At 74.2% G+C, this 16,139-nt stretch carries 11 protein-coding genes; 8 read left to right on the top strand and 3 right to left on the bottom strand.

The genetic code is table 11. From position 1 onward, the window contains the following. The first annotated feature begins 257 nt into the window (after positions 1-257). Both ppdK and ACFVXH_RS23950 read left to right on the top strand, forming a co-directional pair. Positions 258-2,966 carry a pyruvate, phosphate dikinase gene (gene ppdK / locus ACFVXH_RS23955; protein WP_387827008.1) on the top strand — a complete coding sequence of 903 codons (2,709 nt, stop codon included), beginning with the start codon at positions 258-260 and terminating at the stop codon, positions 2,964-2,966. Between the two features lie 245 nt (positions 2,967-3,211). Next, the gene (locus ACFVXH_RS23950; RefSeq protein ID WP_375876416.1) at positions 3,212-3,739 is read left to right on the top strand and encodes a ribonuclease; all 528 of its coding nucleotides are present in this window, start codon (positions 3,212-3,214) and stop codon (positions 3,737-3,739) included. Positions 3,740-3,769: 30 nt separating this feature from the next. Here the strand turns inward: ACFVXH_RS23950 and ACFVXH_RS23945 are convergent, their stop codons facing one another. Then, a complete protein-coding gene (locus ACFVXH_RS23945) occupies positions 3,770-4,765 on the bottom strand; it encodes a hypothetical protein (RefSeq protein WP_380779627.1) in 996 nt (331 codons plus the stop codon). A gap of 112 nt (positions 4,766-4,877) precedes the next feature. On the opposite strand from ACFVXH_RS23945, the gene ACFVXH_RS23940 reads away from it, so the two are divergent. Further along, the gene (locus ACFVXH_RS23940) at positions 4,878-6,152 is read left to right on the top strand and encodes an ADP-ribosylglycohydrolase family protein (protein ID WP_387827004.1); all 1,275 of its coding nucleotides are present in this window, start codon (positions 4,878-4,880) and stop codon (positions 6,150-6,152) included. On the opposite strand, the gene ACFVXH_RS23935 is transcribed toward ACFVXH_RS23940, so the two are convergent. Further along, positions 6,142-6,876, bottom strand: a complete 735-nt coding sequence (locus ACFVXH_RS23935) for a GNAT family N-acetyltransferase (protein ID WP_049650219.1) — start codon at positions 6,874-6,876, stop codon at positions 6,142-6,144. The two genes, ACFVXH_RS23940 and ACFVXH_RS23935, sit on opposite strands and share 11 nt — an antisense overlap. 765 nt (positions 6,877-7,641) lie before the next feature. On the opposite strand from ACFVXH_RS23935, the gene ACFVXH_RS23930 reads away from it, so the two are divergent. The 5 genes from ACFVXH_RS23930 to ACFVXH_RS23910 all read left to right on the top strand — a co-directional run bounded on the left by ACFVXH_RS23930 (position 7,642) and on the right by ACFVXH_RS23910 (position 14,670). Next, complete coding sequence (locus ACFVXH_RS23930; RefSeq protein WP_049650218.1) at positions 7,642-8,586, top strand: PAC2 family protein; 945 nt, start codon at positions 7,642-7,644, stop codon at positions 8,584-8,586. Between the two features lie 257 nt (positions 8,587-8,843). Then, positions 8,844-9,851 (top strand): SGNH/GDSL hydrolase family protein, encoded by a 1,008-nt coding sequence (locus tag ACFVXH_RS23925; protein WP_387826999.1) that lies wholly within the window; start codon positions 8,844-8,846, stop codon positions 9,849-9,851. A gap of 173 nt (positions 9,852-10,024) precedes the next feature. Beyond that, positions 10,025-11,335 (top strand): deoxyguanosinetriphosphate triphosphohydrolase, encoded by a 1,311-nt coding sequence (locus ACFVXH_RS23920; protein ID WP_049650217.1) that lies wholly within the window; start codon positions 10,025-10,027, stop codon positions 11,333-11,335. A 101-nt stretch (positions 11,336-11,436) separates the two neighbouring features. Continuing rightward, positions 11,437-13,344 (top strand): DNA primase, encoded by a 1,908-nt coding sequence (gene dnaG / locus ACFVXH_RS23915; RefSeq protein WP_049650216.1) that lies wholly within the window; start codon positions 11,437-11,439, stop codon positions 13,342-13,344. Between the two features lie 171 nt (positions 13,345-13,515). Next, positions 13,516-14,670 carry an RNA polymerase sigma factor gene (locus ACFVXH_RS23910; RefSeq protein ID WP_387826996.1) on the top strand — a complete coding sequence of 385 codons (1,155 nt, stop codon included), beginning with the start codon at positions 13,516-13,518 and terminating at the stop codon, positions 14,668-14,670. A gap of 9 nt (positions 14,671-14,679) precedes the next feature. Here ACFVXH_RS23910 and ACFVXH_RS23905 read toward each other — a convergent pair whose 3' ends face one another. Continuing rightward, on the bottom strand, positions 14,680-15,756 hold the full coding sequence (locus ACFVXH_RS23905) for a DUF2690 domain-containing protein (RefSeq protein ID WP_387826993.1): 1,077 nt from the start codon (positions 15,754-15,756) through the stop codon (positions 14,680-14,682). Positions 15,757-16,139 lie beyond the last annotated feature (383 nt).

Genomic DNA, 16,139 nt, shown 5'->3' with positions numbered 1-16,139 from the left:
GGGCAACGCCATGGACCCGCGGTCGCTACGGTGCGTCCGGATCGCACGATCTTCGCGGGTGCATGCCTTCAAGAGTTGAATGCTTGCTCGCGTCAGGCGGACGATTTCACCAACAGAGGTGAACGCCTTTATGTGCTTTCGATCTAGCGGGTTACCGCTGGGTACCAGCCTCGGGTGGCCTATTCAGGGCAGAGAAGTGCCTTCGAAATGGGTATGTTCTCCGGCGTCAGGGCAACCGCGTACGAGGAGACCGACCCGTGCCGTCCCAGCAGAAGTTTGTTTACTCCTTCACCGAAGGAAACAAGGACCTCAAGGATCTTCTTGGCGGCAAGGGCGCGAACCTGGCCGAGATGACCAACCTGGGCCTCCCCGTCCCTCCGGGGTTCACCATCACCACCGAGGCCTGCAAGGTCTTCCTGGAGACCGGCAGCGAGCCGTCCTCCCTGCACGAGGAGATCAGCGCCCACCTGGACGCCCTCGAGCAGGAGATGGGCAAGAAGCTCGGCCAGGCCGACAACCCCCTCCTGGTCTCGGTCCGCTCCGGCGCGAAGTTCTCCATGCCCGGCATGATGGACACCGTCCTCAACATCGGTCTCTCCGACGCCTCGGTGGTCGGCCTCGTCGCCCAGTCCGGCAACGAGCGCTTCGCCTGGGACTCCTACCGCCGCCTGGTCCAGATGTTCGGCAAGACCGTGCTGGGCGTCGACGGCGAGCTGTTCGAGGAGGCCCTGGACGAGGCCAAGCACGCCAAGGGCACCGTCAACGACCTGGACCTGGACGCCGCCGACCTCAAGACGCTGGTCGAGGTGTTCAAGGGCATCGTCGAGCGCGAGACCGGCCGGGCCTTCCCGCAGGACCCGCGCGAGCAGATGGACCTCGCCATCCACGCCGTCTTCCACTCCTGGAACGGCGACCGCGCCCGGCTGTACCGCCGCCAGGAGCGCATCCCGAACGACCTGGGCACCGCGGTCAACGTCTGCAGCATGGTCTTCGGCAACCTCGGCGAGGACTCCGGCACCGGCGTCGCCTTCACCCGCGACCCCTCCACCGGCACCCAGGGCGTCTACGGCGACTACCTGTCCAACGCCCAGGGCGAGGACGTCGTCGCCGGCATCCGCAACACGCTGCAGCTGTCCGAGCTGGAGAAGCTCGACAAGAAGTCGTACGACGAGCTGATGGCGATCATGCAGACGCTCGAGAACCACTACCGCGACCTCTGCGACATCGAGTTCACCATCGAGCGCGGCAAGCTCTGGATGCTCCAGACCCGGGTCGGCAAGCGCACCGCCGCGGCCGCCTTCCGGATCGCCGTCCAGCTGGTCGACCAGGGCCTGATCGACCTGGACGAGGCCCTGATGCGGGTCACCGGCGGCCAGCTCTCGCAGCTGATGTTCCCGCGCTTCGCCCCCGACTCCGAGTCGAAGCAGATCGCCAGGGGCCTCGCGGCCTCGCCCGGCGCCGCGATCGGCAAGATCGTCTTCGACTCCTACACCGCGGTGAAGTGGTCGCGCTCCGGCGAGAAGGTCATCCTGGTCCGCCGCGAGACCAACCCGGACGACCTGGACGGCATGATCGCCGCCGAGGGCATCCTCACCTCGCGCGGCGGCAAGACCTCGCACGCCGCCGTCGTCGCCCGCGGCATGGGCAAGACCTGCGTCTGCGGCGCCGAGGAGCTGGAGGTCGACACCAAGCGCCGCCGGATGACCACCGCCGACGGCCTGGTGCTGGAGGAGGGCGACGTCGTCTCGATCGACGGCGCGACCGGCAAGGTCTACCTCGGCGAGGTGCCCGTGCTCCCCTCCGCGGTGGTGGAGTACTTCGAGGGCACCCTGCACGCCGGCGCCGACGTCCAGGGCGGCCTCGTCCAGGCCGTGCACCGGCTGATGTCCCACGCCGACGGCCGCCGCCGCCTCGCGGTGCGCGCCAACGCCGACAACGCCGAGGACGGCGGGCGCGCCCGCCGCTACGGCGCCCAGGGCATCGGCCTGTGCCGCACCGAGCACATGTTCCTCGGCGAGGAGCGCCGCAAGGAGGTCGAGCACCTGATCCTGGCGGACAACGACAAGGACCGCGAGCTCGCCCTCTCCACCCTGCTGCCGCTGCAGAAGGGCGACTTCCTGGAGCTCTTCCAGGCGATGGACGGCCTGCCGGTCACCGTCCGGCTGCTCGACCCGCCGCTGCACGAGTTCCTGCCGGACATCACCGAGCTGTCGGTGCGCGTCGCCCTCGCCGAGGCCCGCAAGGACCCGAACGAGAACGACCTGCGCCTGCTCCAGGCGGTGCACAAGCTGCACGAGCAGAACCCGATGCTCGGCCTGCGCGGCGTCCGCCTCGGCCTGGTCATCCCCGGCCTGTTCGGCATGCAGGTCCGGGCCATCGCCGAGGCCGCCGCCGAGCGCCGGCTGGCCGGCGGGGACCCGCGCCCCGAGGTGATGATCCCGCTGGTCGGCACCGTCCAGGAGCTGGAGCTGGTCCGCGACGAGTGCGAGCGGGTGCTCGCCGAGGTCGCCCGGACCACCGGCGTCAAGCTGGACATCAAGCTCGGCACCATGATCGAGCTGCCGCGCGCCGCGGTGACCGCCGGGCAGATCGCCGAGGCCGCCGAGTTCTTCTCCTTCGGCACCAATGACCTGACCCAGACGGTCTGGGGCTTCTCCCGGGACGACGTGGAGGCCTCGTTCTTCACCGCCTACCTGGAGAAGGGCATCTTCGGGGTCTCCCCGTTCGAGACCATCGACCGCGACGGCGTCGGCTCGCTGGTCAAGCACGCCGTCGAGGCCGGCCGGGCCACCCGCCCCGACCTCAAGCTCGGCGTCTGCGGCGAGCACGGCGGCGACCCGGACTCGGTCCACTTCTTCCACGAGGTGGGGCTGGACTACGTCTCCTGCTCCCCCTTCCGGATCCCGGTGGCGCGCCTGGAGGCAGGCCGCGCCGCCATCGAGACGGCGGGCAGCGACTCGCGCTGAGGAGGGTAGGCATCCCCACCTCACGCGCGGGCACGACTGACCGCTTCCCCTCCCGTCGGGAGGGCGTACACCGGAGCTCGGCGCAGGAGAACCGGCGTACGTGACACGGCCGGGCGGGAACGGACAACGGCGTCCGTTCCCGCCCGGCCGTACGTCCGCGTACGGGCCGGCGCACCGGCCGGTGTGGCGGCGGCCACGTGTGTACCTGGCCCGGCCCGGCCCGGCCGCCTGCCAAGCTGGACCGCATGACCAACCGCAGAAACCCGCTCGTCGCCGTGGCCGTGCTGATCCTGGCGGTCCTGGCCGGGGCCGGGTACCTCCTCGCCAACCAGGGGAGCGGCCACCCCAAGGCCGCCGCGAGCGCGGCCGCCGGTGCCACGACGTCCGGGTCCACGGCGCCCAAGCCCTCGGCGCCCAAGCCGAGCCCGCCCGCCGGGGGCGCCGGCACCACCCCCGCCGCGGCCGGCACCTGGGTCCCGACCGACCCGGCCATGGCCGACGTCTGCCGCACCAAGCTCCCCAGCCAGGCCCAGGACACCCTCGGCCTGATCGCCAAGGGCGGCCCCTACCCGTACAACCGCGACGGCATCGTCTTCGAGAACCGCGAGAGCCGCCTCCCCAAGAAGTCCGGCGGCTACTACCACGAGTACACCGTCGTCACCCCCGGCTCCAACGACCGCGGCACCCGCCGCGTGGTGACCGGCGACTCCGGCGAGCAGTACTGGTCCGCCGACCACTACGCCACCTTCCAGGAGATCGACTCCCGCTGCTGAGCGGGGCCTGGGCAGCCCTCGCCGCGCCCCTCACCGGGCCCGGCGCCAGGTGACGCGGGGGTGGGGGGCGTGCGGGCCGGTGGTGACCAGGGCGGTGAGCTCGTGGAGCACCGGGGCCGGGTCGCGGCGGAGCTGGACCGGGGTGGTGCGGACCACCGGGAGGCCGGCGGCGGTGAGGCGGTTGGCGCGGGCGAGGCCCCGTTCGTGCTCGGCGGGGCGCAGGTGCCAGGCGCGGGAGTCGATCTCCAGGGCCACGCAGGCGTGCGGCCAGTAGGCGTCCGGGACGGCGAGGAAGCGGCCGTCCAGGAAGAGCACCGGGTTCCACAGCGGCTCCGGCAGCCCCGCGTGTGCCAGCAGCTCGCGGGCCTCGCCCTCCACCACCGACCGCACCCCGACCGTCAGGTCCTCCACCACCCTGGCCACCTGGGGCAGTCCGAGCGCACCCGGGCGGGACAGCAACTGGTCGAGCAGCTCGCCGAGTTCGCAGTGCCGCCGCTGGACGGCCTCCGCGCACAGCGCCCGGAACCGGCGCTGCCCGGTCTCCCCCGGCGCGAGGTCGGCCAGCGCCCGGGCGACGGTGGTGCTCCACAGCCCGTCGTCCCGCTCGAAGCCGCCCGGCATCGCCCCGGAGGCCCGGTGGATCCGGACGAACTCCCTGTCCCCGACCCGCCGTTGAGTCGGGATCAGGATGTCCACGGCGTTCAGGTCGGACGGGTGCCCGGCGCTCGGCAGCCCGGCCTCGGCCAGCACCGCGAAGCCGGTCAGCAGCACCTCCCCGGCCCGCGGGTCGCGGCCCTTCGGCGTCGCGTACGCCAGCGCGGCCCGCAGCTTCTGGTGGAACGTCAACCGGCCGCTCTGGAGGCAGATCACCCGGGGCAGGACCTGTTGCCAGGGCCCGCCCGGCCGCAGCCGGTGGGCGATGGTGCCGGAGGGCACCCCGAGCCGGCGCAGCTGCGCCCGGGTGGCGATGTGCTGCTGGTCGGCGCCGAGCAGGGCGACCGGGTCGAGGGGGTTCGCGCGGGTCATGCCCCGGTGCCTGCCCGCCGGAATCGGAGGTATGCGAAACATCCCCCGTCGGTGGGGACGCCGGCCACGGGTGTTGACGGGACGGCGGTCAACCCGCTGAGCTGGAGGGCATATGACCATTCCATCCACGCACACCGGCCCCGCGCTGGACTCCCTCAACGGCCTCTCCGTGGGCGACGCCCTCGGCGCCCAGATGTTCGTCCCCGAGACCGCCCGGGCCCACCTCGCCGCCCGCACCGAACCGCCCGGTCCCTGGCCCTGGACCGACGACACCGAGATGGCCTGCTCGGTCCACGCCGCCCACACCGAGCGCGGCGCGATCGACACCTTCGACCTCACCCACGCCTTCGCCCTCCGCCACGACTTCGACCGCGGGTACGGCCCGGCCGCCAACCGGCTGCTCCGGCTGGTCCGCGAGGGCGGCGACGCCCGTCGGCTGGCCGCCGAACTCTTCGACGGCCAGGGCTCGTACGGCAACGGCGCCGCGATGCGGGTCGCCCCGCTGGGGGCCGCGTACGCCGAGGACCCGGCCGCCGTCGTCCGGCCCGCCGCCGACACCGCCGTCATCACCCACACCCACCCGCAGGCCGTGGACGGCGCGATCGCGGTCGCGGTGGCGGCCGCGTACGCGGTGCGGGCGCGGGCGGAGGCCATGACGCCGGAGGCCTTCCTGGCGGCGGTCGCCGACCTCACCCCGAACGGGGCGGTCAGGGACGGCCTGGAGGAGGCCCGCGGGCTGCTCGCCCGGCCGGACTTCCGGCTCGCCGCGCAGGTGCTCGGCAACGGCAGCCGGACCTCCGCGGCCGACACCGTCCCGTACGCCCTGTGGTGCGCCGCCCGGAACCTGGCCGACTACCGCACCGCCGTGTGGGAGGCGGTCGCGGCCGGCGGCGACATGGACACCGTCGCCGCCATCACCGGGGGAGTGGTGGCGGCGCACACCGGCACCGGAGGCATCCCGCGGGCCTGGCTGGCCGCCCGGGAGCCGCTGCCCGCGTGGGCGTTCCCGGAGCCGGGCGGCGTCCGCGCGGCCGGGGAGCCGCACCTGACGCCGATCCGCCTGCCCCGCCCGCACCCGGTGCCGGACCTGCTCTGGTCGGACGCCGACTGGGAGCGGATCAGGCGCGGCCTGCGGGCCCGGGACGTGGACGAGCGCTGGGTGTCAGTGGTCTCCGAGGGCGTGCTGCACCTGCACCGCAGTGTGGGCGGCGCGGAGGTCTACCGGGTCCGGGTAGCCCGGGTGCGGGGCGGCTGGCGGCCGGTGGAGGCGCTGGTCGAGGCGCACCCGGGACGCCACCGGGCCTGGGACGACCGCACGACCCTGCCGGCCGTCCTGGGCTTGGCGCGCCTCGGCTACGAGCCGCTCCGGGCCGGCCTCAGACCGTGATCATCAGCTGCCCGGCGCCGCTGCCGCCCTGTCTAAGGCACTCCTGGTTGATCGCCGGATCCGGGGCGCTCGGCGAGGTGGCGGCGGCGATCCGCAGCTCGATGATGTCCCGGACGGCCGGCCACTCGTCGTCGAGGATCGAGTAGAACGCGGTGGAGCGCACCACCCCGTCCAGCCCGCGCGAGTGCGCCCGGCGGACGCCCTCGGAGGTCGCGCCGAGCCGCTCGATGGCGGCGCGCGAGCGCATGTTGCGGGCGTCCGCGCGCATCGAGATCCGCTGCACGCCCCAGGTCTCGAAGGCGTGGCGCAGCATCAGCAGCTTGGCCTCGGTGTTGATGCCGGTGCCCTGGGCGCGCGGCGAGAGCCAGCTGTTGCCGATCTCGGCCGCGTCCGGGACGGCCGTGGCCGGATCGCCGAACGGGACGCCGGGCACGGGCGGCCACACCATCGGGCCCTGCCAGTAGTCGAGTTCCAGGAAGCGGGTGGAGCCGACGACCCGGCCGTCGGCGACGTTCACCGTCGCGAACGGCAGCGACCGTCCCGCGGCCTGGTCGGCGAGCGCCCGCGCGACGTAGTCGCGGGCGGCTTCCAGGCCGTGCGGGACGGGGGTGAAGGCGTAGGTCGTACGGTCCTCGGCGCCGGCCTCGGCGATGGCCTCGGCATGGTGCGCGGCGAGGGGCTCCAGCCGCACGGTGCGGCCGGTGAGGGTGACAGGTACGGGCACGGAACCTTCTGTCCTTCATCGGTCGGAGGGAGCCTCCCGGGCCGGGGTACGGCACGGGGTGCGCTGGACATGGGTACGCCTGGGCCCGGGTCCGTCCGCCGGGTACCCGCGCACGCCGGAGGTCCGGTCGAACGGGGTGGGGGCGGCGGCCCGGAGCGGGCGGCGCGGGGGTGCCGGAACGGACACGGGTCCTCGGACCGGTCCGGCGGGAACAGCGAGGGGACAGTGTGCGTCCGCGAAATGGCCGAAGAGGAGACGAGAGCGCGAAGGGAAGCGGGCGGCCAGGTGAAGGCAAGATGCGTCGTGGGGGCTGGCCGAGCAGCGGACCGGGACGTGGCCGACGGCGTTACGGACGACGTGGCGACGACGCGACGATGCGAGGCAGCGAGAGGACGATACCCGCCAGAAGGCGGTGCGTCACTTCGCGGCACGCGAATGGCCGCGCGGGCCGTTCCGGGGCCCCGCGGACGGGCCTCCCGCGGGGGCGCTACCAGGGCCGTGACCAGGGGCTCTTCGGTCGGGTGCGATCATGGTCCGGAGCGGTCGGCCGAGGCCGTCGGGCGCGCCCCCCGGGGAGCCGTCGGACGGGTACCGGAGCGGCCGTGGAGCGGCTCCGGAACGGCCCCGGCGCGGCCCCGTGGACGTGTCCGTCCGCGGGGCGGGGGCGGGGCGGGGCCGGGGCGGGAATTCCGGCGGCGCCCGGCACGCTGCAGAGGACGAGAAGCCGGTCGACCGGAACGAGCAGGGAACGGGGTTGGGTGCGCGGTGCGTGACTTCCAGGCGTTGTACGAGCTGGATCAGCAGGGCGTGGCCGCCGTCGCCGCGGCCAACGAGCAGTTGCGCGACACCGGTGCCGGCCTCGTGCTGCTGCAGCACTACGAGGGCTTCATGGACGCCGGGGAGGCCGGCGGCCAGGTGGTGGCCCACCTGCTGGAGACGGGCTCGCCGCAGGTCGTGGCCCGCTTCGACCACGACCGTCTGGTGGACTACCGGGCCCGCCGCCCGGCGATGGTCTTCGACCACGACCACTGGACGTCCTACGACCCCCCGGAGATCCTGCTCCAGCTCGTCCACGACGCCGCCGGCGCGCCGTTCCTGCTGCTCAGCGGCCCCGAGCCGGACGTCGAGTGGGAGCGCTTCGCGCGGGCCGTCCGCGAGCTGGTGGAGCGCTTCGAGGTCCGGCTCTCGATCGACTTCCACGGCATCCCGATGGGCGTGCCGCACACCCGCCCGGTCGGCATGACGCCGCACGGCAACCGGCTGGACCTCGCCCCGGGCTACCCGCAGTGGTTCGAGCAGGCGCAGGTGCCGGGCAGCGCCCAGGCGCTGGTGGAGTACCGCCTGGCCGAGGCCGGGTGCGACGTCCTGGGCTTCGCCGTGCACGTCCCGCACTACGTGGCCCGCTCCGCCTACCCGGCGGCGGCCGTGCAGGTCCTGGAGGCGGTGCAGTCCGCCACCGGGCTGGTGCTGCCCGGCACCCGGCTGCGCGAGCAGGTCTCCGAGGTCTACGCCGACATCGAGGAGCAGCTGGCCCAGGGGGACGGCGAGTTGCGCTCGGCGATCCGCGGCATGGAGGGCCAGTACGACGCCGTGGCGGGCGCGGAGGGCCGGGAGAGCCTGCTGGCCGAGCCGGTGGACCTGCCCTCGGCGGACGAACTGGGGCGGCGCTTCGAGCAGTTCCTGGCCGAGCACGAGCGCGGCGCGGAGTAGTCGGCGCGGAGTAGTCGAGCGGAGCGGCCGACGCGCACGCGGTTTCGTGGTGCGCCGGCCGGAGAGGGCGCGCGGAAGCGGTCGGAAGCCGGTGCCCGGACGGCCCCGGGGTCGGTTTCCGGCCGGTTCGGGCCCGCCGTAAGGCGATTCGGCCGGGGCGGGAGTCATCGGCCGCGATCGTTCGTTGGCCCCTGATGTGCCCGGGGGACGGGCCGCCGCAAGGAGCCGACCGTGACCCGTATCCCCGGGGGGAGACCATGCCGAGGACCGTTCGCCCGACCATCGCCCTGACCGTCGGACTGGCCGCAGCGCTGCTGGCCGGCTGCACCGACAACACCGCTTCGGACAGCGGGGCCGGCGGCGCCGCGGGCACGGCGTCCGACCGCGCGCGGGCCGGCGCGGCCGCGTCGCCGACCGCCGCCCCGCCGCCCACCGGCCCGTACGTCGCGCTCGGCGACTCGTACACCGCGGGGATGAAGATCTCCCCGCAGGTCGGCGAGCCGGGCGCCTGCTACCGCTCCGGGGCCAACTACCCGTCCCTGGTGGCGAAGGGGCTCTCGCTCGCCGCCGACCAGTTCAAGGACGTCAGCTGCAGCGGCGCCCGCACCGGGGACCTGACCGGCCCGCAGAAGGTCGCCGACGGCACCAACCCGGCCCAGCTGGACGCGCTCACCGCGGACACCCGGCTGGTCACCCTGGGGATCGGCGGCAACGACGCCGGCTTCATCGAGGTCGTGACGGAGTGCGCCAAGGCCAACCTGGTGGACATCGTCAAGGGCGTGATCAGCGACAGCGCGGACCGGATCAGCGACTCGCCCTGCCGCGACCACTACGCCGCCGGCAGCGGCACCGACGAGGTCCAGCGCAAGGTGGACGCGGCCGGCGACCGGATCGGCCAGGTGCTCCAGGACGTCAAGAAGCGCTCCCCGAAGGCCAAGGTGTACGTGATCGGCTACCCGGGGCTGCTCCCGGCCGACCCGGCGAGCTGCCTGCCGGTGCTGGGCAACGCGGTGGCCGCCTCCGACCTCGCCTTCCTGGTGGAGAAGCAGCAGCAGCTCAACGGCATGCTCAAGAAGCGCGCGGACGCGGCCGGCGCGGTGTTCGTCGACCTCGCCGGGCCCTCGGCCGGGCACGACATGTGCGCGGGGGAGGACAAGCGCTGGGTGGAGCCGCCGCTCCCGGCCCAGGGGTCGGCGCCGATCCACCCCAACGCCAAGGGGCAGGAGGCGATGTCCGGGGTGGTCCTGAAGGCGATCAAGGGCTGAGGACGCCCGCGCCGGGGCGCGGGATGGAGGGGACGCGAGGGGTGCGCGGGCCGGGTGGGGCGGACCCACCGGGGCGGGCACCCGCGCGCCGCGCACCGTTCACGCCCCGGCCCGCACCCCTTCGTGCGCGGCACACCCCGCGTGTCGGGGGCGCGGCGTACGGTGAAGGACATATGGACGACACCACGCACCGCCTCGCCGCCCCGATCACGTACGACCACGCCGCCGAGGCCCGCTGGGTCCCCGAACCCGACAAGCGCCCGGGCCGTACGGCCTTCCAGCGGGACCGCGCCCGGGTGCTGCACTCGGCGGCGCTGCGCCGGCTGGCCGGCACCACCCAGGTGGTCGCCCCGATGCGCAGCGACTTCCCGCGCACCCGCCTCACCCACTCCCTCGAATGCGCCCAGGTCGGGCGGGAGTTGGGCGCCGCCCTGGGCTGTGACCCGGATCTCGTGGAGACCGCCTGCCTGGCCCACGACATCGGCCACCCGCCGTTCGGCCACACCGGCGAGGAGGCCCTCGACCAGGCCGCCGAGGCCTGCGGCGGCTTCGAGGGCAACGCCCAGTCGCTGCGCATCCTGACCCGGCTCGAACCCAAGCGCTTCGCGCCCGAGGGGGAGCAGCCGGCCGTCCGGCTCGCCCCCTGGCCGGGCCGCAGCGTCGGCCTCAACCTGAGCCGGGCCGCGCTCGACGCCGCCGGCAAGTACCCGTGGACCAAGGGCGCCCACCCCACCGACCCGGCCTCCTCCAAGTACGGCGTCTACGCCGACGACCTGCCGGTCTTCCGCTGGCTGCGGGCCGGCTCCCCGGCCGGGCGCAAGTGCTTCGAGGCCACCGTGATGGACTGGTCCGACGACGTGGCCTACTCCACCCACGACGTCGAGGACGGCCTCCAGGCCGGCCACATCGACCCGGCCGTGCTGCGCGCCCCCGGCGAGCGGGCCGAACTCTTCAAGGTCGCCGAGCGCTACGCCCCGGACGCCGAGCCGGAGGAGCTGGCCGCCGCTCTGGACCGGCTGCTCGCCCAGGAGTGGTGGCCCCGCTCCTACGACGGCACCGCCCGGGCCCGGGCCGGGCTCAAGGACCTCACCAGCCAGCTGATCGGCCGCTTCTGCCTGGCCGCCGAGCAGGCCACCCGCGCCCGCTACGGCCCCGGCCGGCTCACCCGCTACGCCGCCGAGCTGGTGGTGCCGAGGGACGTCCGGCTGGAGTGCGCGGTGCTCAAGGCGGTCGCCGTCCGCTTCGTGATGCAGCGCGACGAGCAGGCCCAGCTGCGGGCCCGGCAGCGGATCGTGATCGCCGAGCTGGCGTACGTCCTCACCCAGCGCGCCCCCGATGGGCTGGACCCGGTGTTCGCCGCCATGTACCACGAGGCCGAGGACGACCGCGCCGCCCTGCGCACGGTCGTCGACCAGATCGCCACCCTCACGGACGCCTCCGCCCTGGCCCTGCACGCCAAACTCGTCGGCGCCGCCTGGGCGTAGCCGCCGGGCGCGGCCGCGACGGCTCCGGTGCGGCCGTGCCCCGACCGGGGCCGAGCCCTCGGCGCGGCCGGAATGCCCCGCCGCCCCAGTAGACTTCCGGGGTGGCCGGGCGGATCAGGGACGAAGACGTACAGGCGGTGCGCAGCGCACTGCCGATCGACGCGGTGGTCGGCGACTACGTACAGCTGACCAACGGTGGCGGTGGCGAGTACAAGGGCGTCTGCCCCTTCCACGACGAGAAGTCCGCCTCCTTCTACGTGAACCCCGCCAAGGGCGTCTTCCACTGCTTCGGCTGCCAGGAGAACGGCGACACCATCGCCTTCCTGATGAAGATCGAGCACTTCACCTTCGCCGAGGCCGTCGAGCGGATGGCCGCCCAGGCCGGCATCACCCTGCGCTACGAGGAGGGCGGCTACAGCCCCCGCCACCAGCAGGGCGAGCGCACCCGGCTGGTCGAGGCGCACAAGGTGGCCGCCGCCTGGTACCAGGAGCAGCTGGCCTCGCCGGAGGCGGAGATCGGCCGCCGCTTCCTGGCCGAGCGCGGCTTCGACGAGGAGGCCGCCAAGACCTTCGGCGTCGGCTACGCCCCCGCGGGCTGGGAGCACCTGGTCCGCTACCTGCGCGGCAAGGGCTTCACCGACAAGGAGATCCTGCTCGGCGGCCTCGCCTCGCAGGGCCAGCGCGGCGGCCTGATCGACCGCTTCCGGGGCCGGCTGGTCTGGCCGATCCGGGACATCGCGGGCGAGGTGGTCGGCTTCGGCGCCCGCCGCCTGCGCGAGGACGACAACGGCCCGAAGTACCTCAACACCCCCGAGACGCCGATCTACAAGAAGTCCCACGTGCTGTACGGGATCGACCTGGCGAAGAAGGAGATCGCCAAGTCGGGCCGCGCGGTGGTGGTCGAGGGCTACACCGACGTGATGGCCTGCCACCTGGCCGGGGTCACCTCGGCGGTGGCCACCTGCGGCACCGCCTTCGCCGAGGACCACATCAAGATCATCCGCCGGCTGCTGATGGACACCTCGCAGTACCGGGGCGAGACCGTCTTCACCTTCGACGGTGACGCGGCCGGGCAGAAGGCCGCCCTGCGCGCCTTCGAGGACGACCAGAAGTTCGCCGCCAAGACCTCCATCGCGGTCAGCCCGGGCGGCATGGACCCGTGCGACCTGCGCCTGGCCCAGGGCGACGAGGCGGTCAAGCACCTGATCGACAACCCGGTCCCGCTGTTCGAGTTCGCGCTGACCTCGGCCGTCGCCCGGCACCGGGTGGACACCCCGGAGGGGCGCTCGGCGGCGCTGGAGGAGGCGGCCCCGATCGTCGCCAAGATCAAGGACCGCTCGATCCAGCACGAGTACGCCGTCCGCCTGGCCGGCATGCTCGGCATCCTGGACGAGCAGTTCGTCGTCCGCCGGATCTCCCAGCTGGCCCGCTGGGACCGCGAGCGCCAGCAGAACCCGCGCGGCGCGGCCGCCCAGCGCCGCCCCGAGCCGGCCCAGCCGCAGCGCGCCGCGCAGCCCGCCTACCGGCTCAACCCGCGCGACCCGGCCCAGTTCGTCGAGCGGGAGCTGCTCAAGCTGGCGCTCCAGCACCCGGACCTGGTCAGCCCGGCCTTCGACCACTACGGCGAGGACGAGTTCCCGACCCCGCCGTACACCGCCGTCCGGCAGGCCGTCGCCAAGGCCGGCGGCGCCGCGTACGGGGCGACCCTGCCCGACTTCACCAGCGCGGTGCGCGAGGCGGCCCCGGACGACCAGGTGCGCTCGCTGGTCACCGAGCTGACCGTCGAGCCGGTCCGCTCGCGCCGCAAGGCGGACGCGATCTACGCGGGGGAGTTCCTGGTCAAGCTGCGCCTGCTGGCGGTGGACCGGCGGATCACCGAGGTCCGCGGCTACCTCCAGCGGCTCGGCCCCCGGGCCGAGGCCGAGCAGCTGCACGCGGTGCAGACCGAGCTGTGGCAGCTCCAGCAGTACGGGCAGCAGCTGCGCAGCCAGGGCGCGGCGGCGCTGTAGCGCGCCCCGCGGCACCCGCCGCCCGGACGCGGTGTCCGGACCCGGCGCCCGAACCCGCGCGCAGAAAGTCGGCGCACGAGTCTCGGCCACGGAGCGTGGCGTACCGCACACTGGAGGGCGTCCCACCTCCGTACTGCGCGGGTCCGCCAGAGTCGCGCCCGCCCCGAGGGGATGCCCGTGGAGCAAGGCGTCGTCGCAGCGACCACCACCAGTACGAGAGCGAACCCCGCCGAACCGGACGGGGAGCAGGACACCCACCACGGCCGGGCCGGGGCGGTGCCCCCGGACGGTGCCCGGATCCCCGCCCAGGGCCTGCCGGAGGGCCATCCGGACAGCCCGGACCCCGAAGCCGGGTCCGGGGCGCGGGCCGACGCCGAGGACCCGGACGAGCGCCGCGGGCCCGGCGACGACACCGGGCCGTCCGCCGACCTGCTGCGCCAGTACCTGCGCGAGATCGGCCGGATCCGTCTGCTCACCGCCGAGGAGGAGGTCGAGCTGGCCCGCCGGGTGGAGGCCGGCGTCTTCGCCGAGGAGCGGCTGAACGGCGACCCGCCGCCGCCCGACCCGCTGGGCGGCGAGCTGGACACCCTGGTGGTGCGGGGCCGGATCGCCAAGCGCCGGCTGATCGAGGCGAACCTGCGACTGGTCGTCTCCGTCGCCAAGCGCTACGTCGGGCGCGGGCTGACCCTGCTGGACCTGGTCCAGGAGGGCAACCTGGGCCTGATCCGGGCGGTGGAGAAGTTCGACTACACCCGCGGTTTCAAGTTCTCCACGTACGCGACCTGGTGGATCCGGCAGGCGATGAGCCGGGCCCTGGCCGACCAGGCCCGGACGATCCGGGTGCCGGTGCACGTGGTCGAGCTGATCAACCGGGTGGTCCGGGCGAAGCGCGGCCTGCTCCAGGAACGCGGCCTGGAACCGACCGCGGCCGATATCGCCGCCGCCCTGGAGCTGACCGAGGAACGGGTGCGCGAGCTGCTCCGGCTGGCCCAGGAGCCGATCTCGCTGCACACCCCGGTCGGCGAGGAGGACGACGTCGCGCTCGGGGACCTGATCGAGGACGCCGACGCCGCCTCGCCCGCCGAGTCCGCGACCTTCCTGCTGCTGCGCCAGCACCTGGAGGCCGTCCTGGCCACCCTGGGGGATCGGGAGCGCCAGGTCGTCCAGCTCCGCTATGGGCTGGACGACGGCCGCCCGCGCACGCTGGAGGAGATCGGCGCGGTGTTCGGCGTGACGCGGGAGCGGATCCGCCAGATCGAGTCGAAGACCCTGGTCAAGCTCCGCGACCACGCCTGCGCCGAGCAGCTGCGCGGCTACCTCGACTGAGCCCGGACCCTAGAGCGGGGTCGGCGACGCGGCCGGCGCCGACGGGTCGGCCGGCGCGGGGTCGGCCGGTGCCGGGTCGGCCGGGGTGGCCGGGGCCGGGGTCGTGGACGCGCCCGCGCCGGTGCCCGGCGGGGGAGAGGCGGGCCCGATCGGGATCGGGGTGGAGGCCACCACCATGGCCAGGTCGGAGACGACCGCGGTGCAGTCGTGGCCGGCCGGCTGGTAGCCGCAGACCTGGAAGGTGACGGTCGGGTCCGCCGCGTCCAGCATCGCCGAGTAGTTGTCGTAGCCCCAGTGGATGAGCGCCGTCTCGCTCTCGCCGGTGCCGTCGGTGATCGTCGCGTAGTCCTTCGGCTGGCCCTCGGTGATGGCCGCCCAGGCGGCCCGGCAGGTCTGGCTGTACCGGAGGTAGACGACCACCTTGCCGACCACCTGGGTCTGCAGGGTCCGGGCGTCCTTGCCGCAGCCGGTGGTCTTCGGGTCCTTGTGCGCGCAGCCGACGGCCTGACAGGCCGGGGCGGTGGGCCCGGGCTTGGGAGCGGCGGAGGCACCGGTCGTCGCGGCGGGCCGGTCGGCCGCCGCGGCCTGCCCGTCGTGCCGGCTGATCCGCAGGCCCACCAGGACCAGCAGCAGCGCCAGCGCGGCCGCACCGGAGACCAGTGCCGCCGGGCGCCGCCACCAGACGGCGGGGGCGGGCCCGGCCACCGGCGCCTCCTCGACGGAGACGGGTTCCCGAACGGCCTCCTCGGCGGCGGGTTCCGCTACGGCGGGCTCCTCCACGGCGGGCTCCTCGGCGCCCGAGGGCCCGTCAGTGACGGCCTCCGGCCCGGCCACCGCCCGCCGCCACAGCGCCCGCAGCGCGGCCCCGTCGCACTCGACCGCCCCGGCCAGCGCGTCCAGCGCCTGCTCGGTGACGACCCGCTTGCCGTTGAGCCAGCGCTCCCAGGAGGCCCGGCTGTAGTGGGTGCGGGCGGCCAGTTCGGACAGCGACAGTCCGGCGGCGTCCTTGACGGCCCGGAGCTCCTCCGCCAGGCGTCTGGCGGGCTCGGGCAGCTCGTCGGGCAGCTGCTTCCAGGCGGAACCCACGGCGGCGCTCCAAACTCGAGAAACGGGGGGGCGGGGAACGGGGGAGCGGCAGGGTCCCGGTCCGGGCCGTTCGGCGTCTCCGCTTCTCCAACCTGATCGGCCTGGCGTCCCAAACCCCAGGTCATGGCGCTGAGACGGACGGAAGTGTCTCACAACCCCCGGAGACGCTCGAACATCCATGTGGTCATCGTGCAGAGTTCTCTGGCCGGTGCGGTCCACCCGTCGGTGGAACCGTTCGGACCCCGATCGATCACCCGTCGTCGGTCCGCACCCGCTCCCGGCCCCCACCGGTCCGGGGCAGCCTCGCGGGGGGAGGCTGCCCCGGGTCCGCCGGGATGCTCCGGCGGGGAGGGCGCTTCGCTGCGCCCTCCCCGCCGTGACGT

Source organism: Kitasatospora sp. NPDC058184 (assembly GCF_042883725.1).
Taxonomy (GTDB): domain Bacteria; phylum Actinomycetota; class Actinomycetes; order Streptomycetales; family Streptomycetaceae; genus Kitasatospora.
This window is presented reverse-complemented; position numbering and strand designations above follow the sequence as displayed.